Annotated in this window: 10 protein-coding genes; 9 read left to right on the forward strand and 1 reads right to left on the reverse strand. The window is 44.1% G+C overall.

The annotated features are described in order from the left end of the window. Positions 1 to 197 precede the first annotated feature (197 nt). From HDC92_RS17300 to HDC92_RS17340, 9 genes are all read left to right on the forward strand, one after another. Positions 198 to 746, forward strand: a complete 549-nt coding sequence (locus HDC92_RS17300; protein WP_183876313.1) for an RNA polymerase sigma-70 factor — start codon at positions 198 to 200, stop codon at positions 744 to 746. A 69-nt stretch (positions 747 to 815) separates the two neighbouring features. Then, complete coding sequence (locus tag HDC92_RS17305) at positions 816 to 1,988, forward strand: FecR family protein (RefSeq protein ID WP_183876315.1); 1,173 nt, start codon at positions 816 to 818, stop codon at positions 1,986 to 1,988. Positions 1,989 to 2,227: 239 nt separating this feature from the next. After that, positions 2,228 to 5,416, forward strand: coding sequence for a SusC/RagA family TonB-linked outer membrane protein (locus HDC92_RS17310; protein ID WP_183876317.1), 3,189 nt, complete (start codon positions 2,228 to 2,230; stop codon positions 5,414 to 5,416). Positions 5,417 to 5,418: 2 nt separating this feature from the next. Further along, complete coding sequence (locus HDC92_RS17315; protein ID WP_183876319.1) at positions 5,419 to 6,879, forward strand: RagB/SusD family nutrient uptake outer membrane protein; 1,461 nt, start codon at positions 5,419 to 5,421, stop codon at positions 6,877 to 6,879. Between the two features lie 10 nt (positions 6,880 to 6,889). Next, a complete protein-coding gene (locus tag HDC92_RS17320) occupies positions 6,890 to 7,357 on the forward strand; it encodes a hypothetical protein (protein ID WP_012780616.1) in 468 nt (155 codons plus the stop codon). Positions 7,358 to 7,368: 11 nt separating this feature from the next. Further along, complete coding sequence (locus HDC92_RS17325; protein WP_255484568.1) at positions 7,369 to 10,188, forward strand: M16 family metallopeptidase; 2,820 nt, start codon at positions 7,369 to 7,371, stop codon at positions 10,186 to 10,188. A 5-nt stretch (positions 10,189 to 10,193) separates the two neighbouring features. Next, a complete protein-coding gene (locus tag HDC92_RS17330) occupies positions 10,194 to 11,951 on the forward strand; it encodes a hypothetical protein (RefSeq protein ID WP_183876321.1) in 1,758 nt (585 codons plus the stop codon). A 58-nt stretch (positions 11,952 to 12,009) separates the two neighbouring features. Beyond that, a complete protein-coding gene (locus HDC92_RS17335; RefSeq protein ID WP_183876322.1) occupies positions 12,010 to 13,569 on the forward strand; it encodes a calcineurin-like phosphoesterase C-terminal domain-containing protein in 1,560 nt (519 codons plus the stop codon). A gap of 99 nt (positions 13,570 to 13,668) precedes the next feature. Then, complete coding sequence (locus tag HDC92_RS17340) at positions 13,669 to 15,588, forward strand: ATP-dependent RecD-like DNA helicase (protein ID WP_183876324.1); 1,920 nt, start codon at positions 13,669 to 13,671, stop codon at positions 15,586 to 15,588. Here HDC92_RS17340 and HDC92_RS17345 read toward each other — a convergent pair whose 3' ends face one another. Further along, positions 15,589 to 17,445, reverse strand: coding sequence for a beta-N-acetylhexosaminidase (locus HDC92_RS17345; RefSeq protein WP_183876326.1), 1,857 nt, complete (start codon positions 17,443 to 17,445; stop codon positions 15,589 to 15,591). Positions 17,446 to 17,539: the final 94 nt, after the last annotated feature.

Genomic DNA, 17,539 nt, shown 5'->3' on the forward strand with positions numbered 1-17,539 from the left:
TAAAAAATTGCTTTTATACTGTTCGACCAAGAGAATAGCAAGACAATAGCAAGAGGAAAGCAAGAGAAAAGCAAGACAACTGTATAACACTGTCTTATTCCTGTCAGCATTCTGGAAGGCCCAGGCCCCATTGTTTTTTAATCTTGTATTGCTCCTACATAAACACTATTTTTGCAATTCATTCAACATCAATTGAATTGTCGGGATCAACACACCATACTGCTTATTCATTCGAAGAATTGTTCAGGGACAATTATGCCCGGCTGTGTCATTTTGCCCTGCAGTTTTTAAAAGACGATGATGCCGCCAAGGATATTGTACAGGAAGTTTTTGTAAGCTACTGGAACATGGATGAAAAACCGGTGGATGATGCTTCCAGGATAAGCTCCTTTCTTTATGCCGCTGTCAGAAACGCCTGTCTCAATAAGTTGCGCCGGCAAAAACTGGAATATGGTTTTCTAAATGCCCAGGATGCTGATCCATCAGAAGATGCTGTGGCCCTGAATTCAATGATCAGATCAGAAGTGATCAGCGAACTGCACAAAGTGATCACCACCTTACCTGAAAACTGCCAGAAAATTTTCCGGATGGGCTATCTGGAAGGTTTAAAGAACCCACAGATTGCGGCCGAACTTGGCCTGAGCATAAATACAGTTAAAACACAGAAAAAACGGGGACTGCAATTGCTGCGCATGCGCTTAAATCCAGATTTTTTTGCGCTTATTTCTCTTTTTTTGCTGAAATAACCAAAATATTTAAAAATAACCCTCTTTTCTTTCACCCCCTTTTCTTTTTCAGGTTTCTTATAGTTGTCTATGGAAACGCAAAACAACATTAAGCAAACTGCTGAACTCATCATTAAGTTCCTTAAGAACGAATTAAGCCCTCAGGAAAAGAAAGATTTTGAGCTTTGGCTCAACGCATCGGCCGATAACCGGGCATTGGTAGAATCTTTCCGGAATACAGAAACCGTACAACACGAGCTCAATTATATAGCTGCTGTCGACATCAACAAAGGCTGGGAAGAAGTTTCAAAGCAAATTCAGGTTAAGCCTGCAAAAACCTTCGCCTGGAATAAGCTCACAAAATACAGCGCCGCCGCCGTATTGGTAGTGGCGCTGGGCTTTGGGCTTTACAATTACCTTTCGACAGCTAAAACCCGGCAGTTTAATCAAAGCGCAGCTGTACACGACATTATGCCGGGAACCCAGAGGGCAACACTGAGGATGGCGGACCGTTCCAGAATGGATCTGGGTACTTCTTCGTTCTGGCTGGTAGGTGATAATGGAAGAATAGCTTTAGGGGCAAAAAAAGGCGTGCTGTATTTTGGGAGAAAAGGGAAAAGGAATAACATTGCGGGCAATAATGTATTAGAGACCCCCCGGGCCGGAGAATACAGAATGGTATTGCCCGACGGAACAAAGGTTTGGCTAAACGCGGTATCTACACTGAGCTTCCCAACCAGCTTTAATCAAACGGAGCGGCGTGTTGAGCTTACCGGAGAAGCTTATTTCGAAGTTGCACACAATAAGGCCATGCCTTTTAAAGTCGCCTTTAACCAAACGGAAGTAGAGGTACTCGGAACTCATTTTAACATCAACAGCTATGGAAAAACGAGTAAGACCACACTGGTTGAAGGCTCCATTAAAGTAACAGAAAATGGCCGTCAGCAGCTATTAAGGCCAGGCGAGGAAGCCGTAATCAACAACGGCGCTGTAAACATTCACAAGACCGACACCTACAAATCAATTGCCTGGAAAGAGGGCACTTTCTATTTTAAAGAAGATTCAATGACTGACATCATGGACCAGCTGTTCAGGTGGTATGATGTAGAGATCGTTTATAAGGGGAAACCTGATACAAAAAGATATAGCGGGAACATCCGCAGGCAGGCTACTTTAAACCAGGTACTGGAAATGCTGAATGCGGTAAGCGGCGCCAGGTTTAGTCTGGAAAACCGCAAAGTAACTGTAGATTTTAACAATTGACAACCTAAACCAATAATCAGATGAAATAACCTTACTAAACAACCCACAAAATTTAAAAATGCAGGCATAAAAAATCCGGAAACATTGCAGTGTTCCCGGAAAAGTGTGGCTGTGTGCATTTGATCGTTATCGAATTCAACCAATTTTTCAAAACCAACACATACAAAAATATGAAACAAATCCTTCTCGGCAAGTGTGCGGGAAAATACAGGTCATTTAATAGAAAATTACTATTAGTTATGAGGTTAACTATTTTCTTATTAATCATGGGCTGCCTGGCTGTACAAGCTTCAGGATATGCCCAAAAAGTAAACTTATCTGTACGGAATGCAGGTATAGAAAGCGTATGCATAGCTATAAAAAATCAGACCGGTTATTTTTTTCTGTACGACGCTGATGTGCTTAAAAAATCGGGTAATGTTAGTCTGGAACTTAAAAATGCCGACCTGACCGAGGCCTTAAGTAAAATGACTTCAGGAAAAGGGCTGGGCTATAAAATCATAGACCAGACCGTGATCATCTCTAAGCTCAAAGTATCCCAGGAAGAGATCGTCATTAAAGGAACGGTAAAATCCAAAGAAAGCTCGGGACGGGCTGATATGCCGGTGCCGGGGGTAATGGTGACCATAAAGGGCACTAAAAAAGCTACAGTCACTAATGGCGACGGTAATTACACCATACAGGCGCCGGCGAATGCAACCCTGGTATTTTCTATGATTGGTTACGGCAGCAGGGAAATCGCTGTCAATGGCAATAAAACCATTAATGTACTGATACAGGAAACCGCCAGTGAACTCCAGGAAGTTATTGTGACTGCTTACGGTACATCAGAGAAAAAAGAAAATCAGATCGGCAGTGCATTTCAGGTAACCAGCGAACAACTGGAGCGCAGGCCGGCAAAAAGGATAGATGAGCTGCTGGAAGGTATAGTACCAGGCTTACAATATGAGGTGCAAGGCGGGGGTACCAGCAGCCCCAGACCAAGATATCAGACCCGGGTTCGCGGCGAAGCCTCTTTTGGGGCATCAAATGAGCCACTTTGGGTACTGGACGGAATTCCTATAAATACCGGTAATGAAACCAACATGACGCTTGGCGTAAATACAAGTATCAGTCCGTTAACCTATATCAACCCGGCCGATATTGAATCGGTTGTGGTATTAAAAGATGCAACTGCGACTTCCATTTACGGAGCAGATGGATCAAACGGGGTAATATTGATTACCACTAAAAAGGGTAAAGCCGGAGAAAGAAAGATTAACTATGCCTTCAGAACAGGGATAAACCTGATCAATAACAATCGTTTCCATGTACTTAACGGCAATGAATACAGGGAACTTTATGCAGAATCTTATAGAAACAATACGGCTTTAAACCAGGCAGAAATGCCCGATCTGGGCAGCAACAATACCGATTGGTATGATGTATTTTTCCGTACGGGAGTAAATACACAACATGACCTTTCTTTTTCGGGCGGCTACAAAAACACCAGGTATTATGTATCGGGTGCCTATTACAATGAGCGCCCTATCATGATCAAAAACAGGACCCAAAGGTTTTCAAGCAGGATTAACCTGGATCAGAAAGTGAATAAATCCATTGATTTATTCCTGAGGGTGGGCGCGTCTTATAACATCAACAATATGTTTAGTCCTGGCACTAATTATTATACAAACAGGCCTACGGATAGCCCGTTCCGCCCTGACGGCACGCCTATTCTGGCATTTTATAATAAATTACTTGAAGCAGAACACAACGACAACAGGCAAAAAGCAAATGTGCTTCAGGGCAATGCCGGCGGAACAATAAATATCCTGCCAGGGTTTACGTTTACCAGCACAAATGGGATTGACTATCAATCCATCAAAGAAGATTTTTACAGCTCCCAGTTTGCGTACAGCGACAGGGGCGAAGGTATGGCCGCGTTTTCAAAAACCAGGAACTTCGACTGGAACAGTCAGCAGCGCCTTAATTTCGACAAAACCTTCGGTAAACATGACGTATCGGCATTGCTGGGTGCAGAAGCCAGAAGCCAGGACAGGGAATCTAACGCCATCATCGGCAATGGTTTTGAAAATGATGACATCAGGGATGCCAATAAAGCCACAAAAATCCGGTATACCACTTCGGGCGACGAAAAGACGGCATTGTCTTATTATGGACAGCTCAGGTATACATTTGATGGCAGGTACAGCGTGTTGGGCAGTTTCCGTAACGATGGTAATTCTGACTTCGGGTCTGACGTGAAGTGGGCCAAATTCAGTTCAATTGGCGCGGCATGGACCATCAGCAATGAAAGCTTCTGGAAAATAAGACAAGTTGATTTTGCAAAACTTAAAATGAGTTATGGTACCAATGGAAACTCCAGAATCGGGGCCTACAGGTCGAAAGGTATTTACAGTACCAATGCCGACAATGCTACCTATAACGGTGAGTTGGGTGCACAAATGATCAGTGGTGAAAATCCGGTCTTATCATGGGAAACCACTTATATCATCAACGGCGGGCTTAGCCTGGGCTTGTTCAAAAGAATCTCACTGGAGATAGAAGGCTATAGAAATGTAACCGAAGGCTTACTGAATGATGTAGACGTTTCACGTACCACTGGTTTTACCTATATCTTACAGAATGTAGGATCAGTAAGAAACAAGGGAATAGAGCTGACCTTAAATACACAAAATATCCTTAAAAAAGATTTTACCTGGAATACCAGATTCAACCTGGCCAGGAACACCAATCGGATCCTGAAGTTGTACAACAACAATACCAAGGTACTGGATAAAGTGATCCGTCAGGTTGGAGAGGACGTGAATGTTTTTTACCTGGTACGATGGGCCGGTGTAGACCCGGCCGACGGGGGACCGCTCTGGTATGATACACGTGGTAACGTTACCAAAACATTTGATCTGGCCAACAGGGTTACTGTAGGTTCCTCTACCCCTGATTTTTTTGGGGGGATGACCAACTCCTTCCAGTATAAGCAATTTACGCTTTCTGCCCTGATGATCTATAACGTGGGTGGTTATGCCTTTAGCGACCTGCAGCGGGATTCAGAATCGGATGGCCGTAACCTCAAAGACGACAACCAGTCGACCAACCTTTTAGACAGGTGGAGAGAGCCCGGAGACCTGAGCAACATTCCAAAAACTGTACTTAACGAAAATGCGAACAATGCACGTAACTCTACACGGTTCCTGCATAAAAAAACCAGTCTGCGTTTGCAAAACGTAAGTGTAAACTACAACTTTTCAGAAGCATTCCTGAAGCGGATCAGTTTAAGTCGTGCGAATGTTTATTTACAGGCCGACAATGTAGGTTTCTGGACACCCTATACCACTTCCTCAAACCGCAACGATTATAAAAACTCTTTCAATCCATATCCACAGCCACTTGTACTTTCATTTGGTTTAAATGTTAGCTTAAAATAGAGATGAAAAAAATTAGCTATACCCTATCTATGCTGGTCATTGTAGCCATTACAATGGTATCCTGCAAAAAATTCCTGGAAAAAGAACCGATTGGAAAAACTGGAAAAAATACCTTATTTGAAACAGTAGATGGCGCAAAACTGGCCATTAACGGTTCCTATAATTCCATATTGTTTTATTATAAAAATGAATTTGGCATGTATGCCGATGTTACATCGGATAACCTGATCCGCGGAAACAGCACATCGGTAATGCTGCCACAATTTAATTTCCAAAGTTCAAGTGGCGACGATGCCTTTGCTGTTGGACACATCTGGTTAAATATTTTTGAAGCTTTAAATGGTGCAAACAATATTCTGGCTGCAATCCCATCGCTATCCTCAAAATTCCCGGATCAGGCAGCAAGCCTGGACGGCATAAAAGGAGAAGCGCTGGTGATGCGTGCACTATGCCATTTCGATTTGAGCAGGGCCTATGCACAACCTTATAATTTTACCACAGATGCCTCACATTTAGGTGTGCCGGTATTGCTCAAAACACCCAGCCCCGGCGAGCCCGTTGCCAGGAAAACGATGAAGCAGACTTATGACCAGATCATCCTGGACCTTAATGACGCCTTGCCTTTACTGCAAAAATATGCCAACCACACCACCCAGGTAAAAATTACCTACCAGGCGGCTTTGGCCTTGCTTTCGCGGGTATACCTGTATAAAGGCGACTGGACGCAGTGTATCAATTATGCCAATATGGTGATTAACGATAACGCGTATAGACTGGCTACCCAGGCCGAGTACAAATCTGTATTCCTGATGACACCCAAGGCTGATGCCAGTCCTAAAATTGAAAACATTTTTGCACTGACCAATAACGGGCTTACGAGCGGGGTATCAAGTATATTTTCTACATTTTCTGATGCCGCAACTGCCGGATATGCGGCTTCGGTAAAAATAAAATCATCGTTTGGCAATAACAATGATGACATCAGGCTTACGGAAATGTTTACCGTTCCGACAAGCGGACAAAATGCAGGCAGTTCATTAACAAAAAAATATGGAGACGGGCTAGTCAGTTCGGTTAATCCGCCAATGATACAGGTTATCCGGTTATCAGAACTTTATTTAAACCGTGCCGAGGCAAAATGGAATTTAAAGCAATATCCTGAAGCAGCAGCAGACCTGACGGTCATTGCACAGCGGGCACATAAATCGCCGGTAACCATTACCTACAATTCAGATCCTGCATTACTTTCCAGACAGATTGCTGATGAAAGGAACCGCGAACTCTGTTTTGAAGGACATCGTTTCTTTGACCTTGCCAGACGCAAGGAAAGCATGGTAAGAGGAACCGATTGTAATTCTACTACCTGCCTTCTTACCTATCCCAACGACAAATTTGTCCTGCCAATTCCTGCCAAGGAAACAGATGCAAATAAAGCACTTATCCCAAATCCGGGTTTCAATTAATTTTAAGAAAATGAAGCATACAAAAACATATTTATTAGTTCCTGCAATCTTATTACTGCTGGTGTTGGTCTCTTCCTGCTCTAAGGAAACGGTTCCTTATGATCACCCTTTCTTTCATATTAATTTCGACAGCCGGTCCAGGATTGAGGTATTGTCTAACCGTAAAGATACCGTGAGTTACAAAGTTTACCTGAGCTCCAGTCTTCAGTTTGAACCTATAGACCTGACCTATGAAGTGATCGTAGGTGACGGGCTTCAGGAGAACCGCGACTTTGTGCTGATTACAAAAGGACCAACACTTACTTTCCCTCAGGGCATCTTCGAACGTCCTATTAAAATCGCCTGGAAGGAATCTGTTCTTGACCCCGCTAAAAACAACACTTTAACCATACGCCTGCTTAGCAACACCCGGAACTTTACGCTCGGAATGCCGGGTCCGGATCAGTTGGAAAGGGAATTATTGATCATCAAAAAGTAAAGCACAACAGGATGAGGAAGACAATAATTTTAATGGTGTTGTGGCTGGCCGGAATGGGATTTTTAAGTCCCCGCAGCTATGCCCAGCCATTACAGCAAGACCCCAATCTGGTAACAGGGAAGCTTAAAAATGGCTTTACCTATTACATTTACAAAAGCAATAAAACACCCGAAAATTCGGTGTTAAGGTTATTTTTGAATGCAGGCTCATTACAGGAAAACCCGGATCAGCTGGGTTTGGCCCATTTTATTGAACACATGGCCTTTAACGGGACAAAACATTATTCGAAAAATGATGTAATTGAGTTCCTGGAATCCAAAGGGGTAAAGTTTGGTGCCGATTTAAATGCCCATACCAGTTTTGATGAAACGGTATACAAGATCAGCATCAATACTGAAGATGAGAAAAATCTGGAGAAATCTATTGACATCATGGCCGACTGGGCTTTTGGTGTGACCTTCGACAGCAATGAAATTGATAAAGAACGGGGTGTGGTGATAGAAGAATGGCGCAGCAAACAAGGTGCGGCAAACCGTTTACGGGAACAGTACCTGCCGGTGTTATTCAATAAATCGAGGTATGCTGAGCGCCTGCCCATAGGTAAAGTAGACATTCTGAAAAACTTTAAGCGCCAGACCATCGTTGATTTTTATGAGCAATGGTACCGGCCCGATCTGATGTCTATTGCCATTGTAACAGACATAGACCCTAAAAAGGTAGAAACTTATATTAAAAATGAGTTTAACCAGTATAAGGCCAAAAGCAAGGCCCCAAGGGTTTATTATGAACTGCCGGCACACAGGGACACCTTATTTTCTATCCTTACGGATAAGGAGGCCAATGCCATTGAACTGAGTGTTTTCAATAAAATCAAATCCTTTAAGGGCATTAAAACCGAGCAGGACTATAAGGCCCAGCTTACACGCTCATTTTTCAATGCCCTGGCCAAAAGCCGCTTCAGCAGGGTTTCACAGCTAAAAAACGACTTTAAAGAAGGCAGTTTATCGGTCGGCAACATTGTTTTAAAGAACGGCATTGTTTCTGGTGGCGCAGCTTTGTACCACGATCAGGTTAAAGCAGGCATAGCCCAGTACCTTACAGAAGCCCAGCGCATTTTCCGCTATGGTTTTACCGCCGGGGAGATCAAAAAATACCAGTCGGAATATATTGCGGCCATCAAACGTTCGGAAGCGGCAGAAGATAAGACACAACCGGAAACTTATGTAAATGAGATCCACGATGTGTTTTACAATGGCAGTACCATGCTGGCCAGAACAGAGCGCAACAGGCTGGCGCTAAAATATGCAGCACAAATTGATTCTATAAGTTTACTGAACTTTTTAAGATCGGTAAACCAGCCAGGAAATACGGTAGTATTGCTTACCGGCCCGGAAAAGGATAAGAGCAGCTTACCGGATGAGGCTGCTTTAAAAGCCATGTTTGCCAAAGCCGCAGCAGAACCTGTTGCGCCATGGTCAGATCAGCTTAGCGTTCCTGATCAATTGCTGGCAAAGGAACCTGTACCGGGTAAAGTAGTCAGAGAAGAAAAAATTGACGCTGTGGGGGTCATCAAATGGACCCTGAGCAATGGTACCATTGTTTACCTGAAACCTACTGCAGAACGTAAAAATTACATTTCTTTATCTGGCTTTAGAAAAGGTGGTATTTACGCACTGGATTCTACACAATACATCACCGCCCAGTTTGTAAAGCCGGTAACCGGTTTAAGCGGCGCAGGTCCTTTTAGCCGCCCTGCCCTTAGCCAGTTCCTTACCGGTAGTTCGGCTTCGGCCACACTGGTGCTTTCGGGTACCAGAGAAGGTGTGGTTACAAGTGCAGACTGGAAAGATGCAAGAACCATGTTCCAGTTAATGTACCTGAAATGGATGTACCCAAATGCTGACCCGGTAACTTTTGAACAGGCCAAACGCCAGACCATAGAACAGCTGGAAAACAACAAGCTATCGCCAAATTATGCTTACAATAAAGCCATCAGTGAACTGTTAAAAGGCGATGATGATTACGCTTCAGCGGTATCGGAAGAACGCATCAATAAAGAACTCCGTTTTGAAAACATTATCCCTGTTTTTAAAAGCAGGTTTGCTTCAGCAAAGGATTTTCAGTTTGTGGTTGTTGGCGGCTTTGAGCCGGATAGCATTAAACCTTTAATAGAACAATATATTGGTGGTTTACCTGCCGGTGATTATCATAAACAGTTTGAATACAAGGGCCCCGTTGGCGGTCATACCGCTAAGGATATCTTAATGTATGCCGGTGCAGCGCCAAAAAGCACCGTGAACCTCTTTTACCAGAGCAATAAGGTAAACTACGATTACCCTGAAATTCTGGTGCAGACCCTGTTGCAGGAAGTATTGAAGGTAAAACTGCGTTTAAACCTGCGGGAAGAAAATTCGGGCGTATATGGTGTTGGCGTATCTGTTTCGGCAACCAATGTACCAGCTCCATTGATCCGTTCCAGAATTACCTTTACCTGTGCACCAGAATCGACAGCGTTCCTGATCAAACAGGCACAGGAAGAAGTTAAAAAAGTAGCTGCCGATCCATCATATTTTACCAGCGACCTGGTAAACATTAAAGTACAGCAAATTGACAGCTATAAAAAACAAGCCGATAAAAACCTGTTCTGGAGCTCGGCCCTGAGGAACCAGTTTTACTTTGGTTTTAAGGACTACAGTTATTTTAACGACTACGAAAACATGATCCATAAGATCAGTCCGGCTATGGTAGCTGATTATGCAAAAAAATACATGATTGAAACGCCGGGTATCAAAGCCGTATTGATGCCTGAAAATTTTAAGACCCTAAACTAATTGTTATGAAGAACATTAAAAATATCACAACCCTGCTCCTGCTTATTGTAGCAGGTATACATGCAGGTTGTAAAAAAGATCCTGTGATGTATGGCAAGGGCATTGAGTCCTTCAAATTCGTTGTTAAGGATGCACAAGGTGCAGATAAAGAATACCCAGGCGTCATCACCGGTGATGAAATCGTTGTTTCACTCCCTATAGAAGTTGATGTGACCAACCTGAAAGCCAGCTTTGTAGTGGATAATCCGAGAACCATTGTACAGGTTGGTGCCGAGGTGCAGGAGTCGGGTATTTCTGAAATGGACTTTACAAATGCGATTTCGTATAGTGTAAAGGCTGAAGACAAAAGCAGGAGGAGTTATACGGTAAGGGTAGAAAAAAAGATCGCCCTTCAATCGTTTGGCTTTTTTAAGGAGGATAACCCGGGCGTACTTGAAGGAGATTACAAGGCCGTAATAAGAGGCCTGACGATTGACATTGATATTCCTGAATCTGTTGACCTGACAAAGCTGATTGCAAGATTTCAAACTACAGCTGGCGCTACTTTAAAGATCGGTGTCGTAGCACAGGAGAGCCAGAAAACAGTAAACAATTTTAGCAGTAATTTAATCTACACATTTAATGCAGCAGGTTTAGCCACAGCATTGGATTTTACTGCGAAAATCTCATTTATAGGGGCACAATGGTGGATGATTGGCGATAAGAGTATTATAGGTAGTGAAGCCACTGACGTAAAAATGGCCATCCACCCTTTTACCAAACAGCCTTACCTGGCCTATATCAGAACGGGTAAAAACGAAAGCGGTGCTGTTATTCCGGCCACTGAGAAAAAAATTGCAGTCATTGCCCTCAATGGAACCATCTGGAAAAACATTGGCAGTGCAATGGGGATTTCTGACACCCAGGTAGATATTATTAACATTGCTTTCGATGAAGAGGGAACGCCTTATGTAGGCTATAAAGATTATTTAGATGGGCTGCAGAAAGCAACCGTATTGAAATATACCAATGACAGCTGGACTGCAGTAGGGGCTAAAAATTTCAGTCCGATGCGGGTAGATAAATTTTCATTTACTGTAGGTGAAAACAATCAGCCATTAATAGGTGCTTCTACCTTTACCGCCATTACGGGCTATTTAAAACGTGCCATATACGCAAGCAATTATACCAATAACAATTGGAATGACATTACCCCTGCAATCGCAAACAACCTGATTGGTGCTGTACAGGTATTCAGAGGGCTGGACGGGAAAGGTTACATGGCTGTGCTGGACAGGAACTCTAATTTCAGTATGTATAAATTAACTAACAATACCTGGGCGCCGGTTGGGCTTGTAGGCTTCAGAACTTCTGACGGTTTGCCGGGATATACTTCTGTAATTGGTGCGGCATCGGCCGATGGTACCGTTTATATTGGTTTCCAGACCGTATCAGCCAACCAGCGCTTAAACCGGATCATGAAGTTTAATGGTACCACCTGGGAAGAACTTGGTTCGGCCGGAAACAGCCAGGACCAGAACGAGAAGTATGCATTGGCAATAGACCCTGATGGTAAATTATATTTCGGCTTTGCCAATACGACCGGACTATATGTGCGCACTTTTAACGACCATACTAAAAACTGGAATACACCAAGGTTAGTATTTTCAGGGAAGATCAACACATTTGACCTTCAGGTTGCCCCGGATGGCATTCCTTATCTTGCTGTAAGTCCGAGCAGCGACAATAAAGTAATTGTTTATAAATATTCGGCAACGAAATAACATCCCGGCCCTGCCTGGGCACTTCGGTACCCAGGCAGGGCTTTTAATATAAAGTCAAATGAAACCACTCAGTTTCTTACTGTTTTTACTCCTATCCTGTGCGTTAAAAGCCCAAAACACGGCTTCGGGCTATGTGTTTGCCGATGCCAATTGGAATGGCAAAAAAGACAAAACCGAAAAGGGAATTGCCAATGTTGCGGTGACCAACGGACAGGAAGTGGTGCAAACCAACAGCAAGGGTTATTACACTTTACCGGTTGGGAACGACAACATCATCAGTGTCATCAAACCCACTGGCTACCAGGTTCCACTGAATGCAGACAACCTGCCCCAATACTTTTACATCCACAAACCTCAGGGCTCCCCACAATTCAAATACAAAGGTGTAGCCCCTACCGGCCCATTGCCGGCAGCTGTAAATTTTGCCCTGAAACCTGTTTGGGAACAGGACAACTATACGGCCCTGATTTTTGGTGATCCGCAGGTATATAACCAGGAGCAGGTAGATTATTTTGTAAAGGACGTCATCAGCGAAGTAGAAGGCATTAAAAATGTGTCTTTCGGCATCAGTATGGGCGATGAGGTGGGCGACAAGCTTGACCTTTTCCCTGCCTATACCGCAGCGGTTAAACGGGTAGGGATTCCATGGTACAACATGATGGGTAATCACGACCTGAATGCAGATGCGCCTGCAGATTCTTTATCTGATGAATCTTTTGAAGCGCATTTTGGCCCCACAACTTATGCTTTTAATTATGGAAAAGTACATTTTGTGGTGCTGGATGATGTGTTGTATCCTGACCCGCGCGACGGCAGGGGTTATTATGGAGGCTTAAGGGATGACCAGTTGAAGTTTATAGAGCAGGACCTGAAATATGTGCCCAAAGATTACCTGGTGGTAATGACGATGCATATCCCACTTAGCGAACCCGAATTCCTGTTTAGCCCGGCTACCCGGCTTAAGTTGTTTAACCTGCTGAAAGATTTTCCACATACCCTTTCCATATCCGCGCATACGCACATGCAGCGCCAGGATTTTTATGTAAAGGGTTCAGAATGGCTGCAGGACAAACCCCATCACCATTTCAATATCGGAACGGCCTCGGGCGATTTTTATTCCGGGCTTAGTGATAAAAACGGAACGCCCGTTTCTACCATGCGGGATGGAACCCCCAAAGGTTATGGATTTATCCATTTTAGAGGAAATCAATACATTATTGACTATAAAGTAGCCGGTGAAGGTGCAACAACCCAGATGCGCATTACGGCACCTGAAAAATTAAAAAAGGATACGGACACCGCAGCCTATGTGTATGTGAATTTTTACACAGGTGCCAAAAATGACATCCTGCAGTATCGGATAGATGATGGCAGCTGGATGCCTTTACAGCATACATTTGAATTTGATCCTTTTTATATAGCCGAAGTAGCGACCTGGAAAAGCATTACCGATAAAACCAAAAAAGCCAGGCGCCCCTCTAACCCGGCAAAAAGTACACATTTGTGGAAGGGCCCTATATCTACCAGATTACAAACGGGCAGGCACAGCATTGAAGTAAAAGCTACCGATATGTTTAACCGCTCGTTTATACAAAAAAGCAGCTACACAATTGAGTAGATTAAAAAGCCCCGCAGTGACCAACACTGAGGGGGCTTTTTTTTCTATAGAAAAAAATGAATTTGTGCAGTCTTGCCCAAGAATAGTTATTTTTGAGGCATGACTAACGGTGCGGCTTCCCATTCAATTTCTGACAAGGTTTTATCTTTCATTGACTTTACCAATCAGAACATTTTTCTGACCGGAAAGGCCGGAACCGGAAAAACTACTTTGTTGAAACGCATCAAAGAAAGCAGCAGCAAAAAGATGGCAGTTGTGGCCCCTACAGGTGTTGCGGCCATGAACGCAAAAGGCAGTACCATCAATTCTTTTTTTCAGCTGCCCCCGGGTTCCTTTTTCCCGGGCGACATTAACCTGGAGAACCTGCAGTCGGGTTTCCTTTCTATACAGTCGATGGTTGCCGACCTGAGCTATACCAGGGATAAGCTCAGCCTGTTTAATGAACTGGAATTGCTGGTGATCGATGAGGTATCCATGGTACGTTGTGATCTGCTGGATGTAATTGATGCCATCCTCCGTTCGGTAAGAAAAAACAATATGCCCTTTGGGGGTGTGCAATTGCTCCTTATTGGCGACCTGTACCAGTTGCCACCGGTAACCAAAAGGGAAGACTGGTCGTTTTTAAGTCGCGCCTACCCCTCACCTTACTTTTTCGATGCCCTGGTAATCCGCCGTTATCCGCTGCTACAAATAGAGCTGACCACAGTTTTCAGGCAAACGGAAATAGAATTTATCCAGATTTTAAATGACATCAGGAACAACCAGATCGATGAAAGCGGCCTGGCCCTGTTAAATAAAAGGTACGACCCGCAGTTCAGTGCTGTGGATGGGTTGAACCCCATCATCATCACTTCCCATAATGCGGAAGCCAATGCCATCAATAAAGAGAAGCTGGAGGAGCTGCCCGGCACCGAATATACTTTTGAAGCCGAAGTGAGCGGAGAGTTCAGGGACCTGAGCCTGCAGGCCGAACAAACCTTAAAACTGAAAGAGGGTGCACAGGTCATGTTCATCAAAAACGACACCGGCGAAGACAGAAAATTTTATAATGGAAAGATCGGCAAGGTAAAGTCGGTAAACGGGGCCGGGATCTGGATTTCCTTTCCACAGGAGGAAGATCTTTTGCTTGAAAAAACTTCATGGGCCTCTTTCGAATACAAAACCGATACCGAAGAAGCCATTGTACAGCAGCAGGTAGGCGAGTTTTCGCAATATCCGGTTAAGCTGGCCTGGGCGGTAACCATTCACAAGAGCCAGGGCCTGACCTTCGACCAGGCGGTGATTGATGCAGGCAAATCTTTCGTAGCAGGCCAGGTATATGTGGCTTTAAGCCGTGTAAGAACACTGAACGGACTGGTGTTAAAATCAAGGATCGGCACGGAAAGTTTAAGGTCGAATACCGAGGTGATCAATTATATGAAACCGGTGAAGGAAGAGGAGCTGGATGCCATCCTGATCAGGGAACAGGAAAAATTTATCCTGCAGCTGGTACTTGATCATTTTTCTTTGAACAGTGTTTTAAGGGGGCTGGACGTTGTTGCGGGCAACACTGAAATAAACAAAGCAAACCTATCTGAATTTAAGGCTTTAATGGGACAGCTGAATACTTCGCTTACGGCACTGATGACCTTGACAGAACGTTTTCAAACACAGGTAAGGCAATTGCACCAAAAAGAAGGTTTTGCAGCATTAACTGCCTTGCAGGAAAGGATTACTTCGGCACATACTTATTTTACCAAAGAGCTTACCATGCAGCTTTTAAATCCGGTGAACAAGAACATCAGGATTAAGCCCAAGAATAAAATCCAGCAGCAAATTGTGCATCTGTTACAGAAATACCGTCAGGTAATTGAAAACAAGCTGGCTTTGATACAGCTTGCCTCTGGGCTGCTGGCAGGGCCGATTAAAAAAGAGGATTATGCAGCATGGATTGATCAGCATAAAGTTAAACCTAAGGGCAAAAATGGTTCGTTTGCTGCGGTTGCAGCACAGCAAACGACCAATTTATCTTTGTTTTAATTATTTATTCTGATCTACAAATATTGACCTGGAACTGATTGCCCCCATGCGGCGGCCATCTTTAAAAGTAGCTGCTTTAATGGTGATTGGTAATTTAACTTCGAAGGGTTTGCTGTAGGCCAGCGAATTTACTGTTGGTTCTGAACCATCCAGGCTATAGCGCACCTGCGGCTGATAACTATTGGTTTTAAAGGATACCCTTGCTTTATTGGCCACACTGTCGACCGTTACGGTATGCCATACATTATAGGCGCTTCTGGCGTAATTGATGCCCAGGTCATCGTAGCGCTGGTATTGCTTTTCTATCCTGCGGCTAAAATCAGTCCAGCTTTTCCAGGCTGGTATGGTCCAGGCCAGTTCGGCCATCGCAGCAGCGCGTGGAAAGGCCATGTATTCTACTTTTTCGGGCGAATGGATAAATTCTGCCCATACATTGCCCTGTACGCCTTTAATATATTTTGCCTGTTCGGCAGTAAGCACTGCTGGTACAGGCTCATAGTTGTATACCTTTTCCAGCTGCAGATTACCACCTATTGCCTTTGGTTCCAGATAGGGTTCGCCCTGATAATAATCCAGGTAAAGAAAATCGTAGGGGGTCATCACTACATCATGCAATTGTTTGGCTGCAGCAATACCACCTTCGGTGCCCCTCCAGGACATGACAGCAGCATTAGGTGCCAGGCCGCCTTCCAGAATTTCATCCCAGCCAATAATGCTTTTATTTTTGGTGGTCAGGAATTTTTCTATGCGCCTGATGAAATAGCTTTGCAGTTCATGCTCGTCTTTCAGGTTTTCTTTTTTCATCCTGGCCTGGCAGTTTGGGCAAACTTTCCAACGGTCTTTAGGACATTCATCTCCGCCGATGTGGATGAATTTACCGGGAAAGAGTGCTACAACTTCCGAAAGGATATCTTCCAGGAAATTAAAGGTCTCTTCTTTTCCGGCACAGAAAACTTCTTTCTGGATACCCCATCCTGTCAGCATTTTAAAAGGCCCGCCTGTGCAGGAAACGTTAGGATAGGCCACCAGGGCTGCCGTAGCATGGCCCGGCATTTCAATTTCGGGAACCACCGTTACATAGCGTTTTGCCGCATAGGCAACGATATCCCTGATCTGGTCTTGCGTGTAAAACCCGCCATGCGGATTGTTATCGATCTGGTTGTTGGCAAACTGCGTTCCATTGCGCCATGCGCCTATTGAAGTGAGTCTGGGGTATTTTTTAATCTCGATGCGCCAGCCATGGTCTTCGGTTAAATGCCAGTGAAACACATTCAGTTTATGTAAAGCGAGGTTGTCGATGTATTTTTTAACAAACTCCACGGAGTAAAAATAACGGCCCACGTCAAGCATCATTCCCCTCCAGCCAAAGCGTGGCTTATCGGCAATTTTTACCGCCGGAATTAGCGGTGCAGCAACAAGGGCATTATTTTTTCCCTTTACCGGCAAAAGCTGATACAGGGTTTGGGCCCCATAAAATACGCCATGTGCTTTTTTACCGCTGATGGTAACGCCCTTTGCATTGGCAATTAAGGTATAACCTTCATCACCCAGACTGTCTACCGCGTTTTTTGTGGTCAGCACAATTACATTGCTCCCTGCAGCACCTGTAGCCGGAAGTACTTTTAAGGCGTAACCGCACAGCTTTTTTAGCTGATCGGAAAATTGAAGGCCTACCGACTTCAGGTCGGAATTGCCCGCATCATAAGTAATTTTGGTAAGGGAATTGATTTTAAAGTTTCCTGGAAGTTCAGCAACACTTAAAGGTTGCGGAATAATGGATACCCGCTGGCTAAATGCCGGGTTCGCTGCACTCATCCAGATCAGGCACAGCATAAAAAACATTCTTTTGATCATCATTTTGTTATGTTTGGTTTACTCGTGTACGTTAACGACAAAAATTAAAGATAAAAAAATATGCTGTACAAACAGGTATTTTATTAAAAAAATGAAA

Origin of the sequence: Pedobacter sp. AK017 (assembly GCF_014200825.1) — a bacterium.
Lineage (GTDB): Bacteria > Bacteroidota > Bacteroidia > Sphingobacteriales > Sphingobacteriaceae > Pedobacter > Pedobacter heparinus.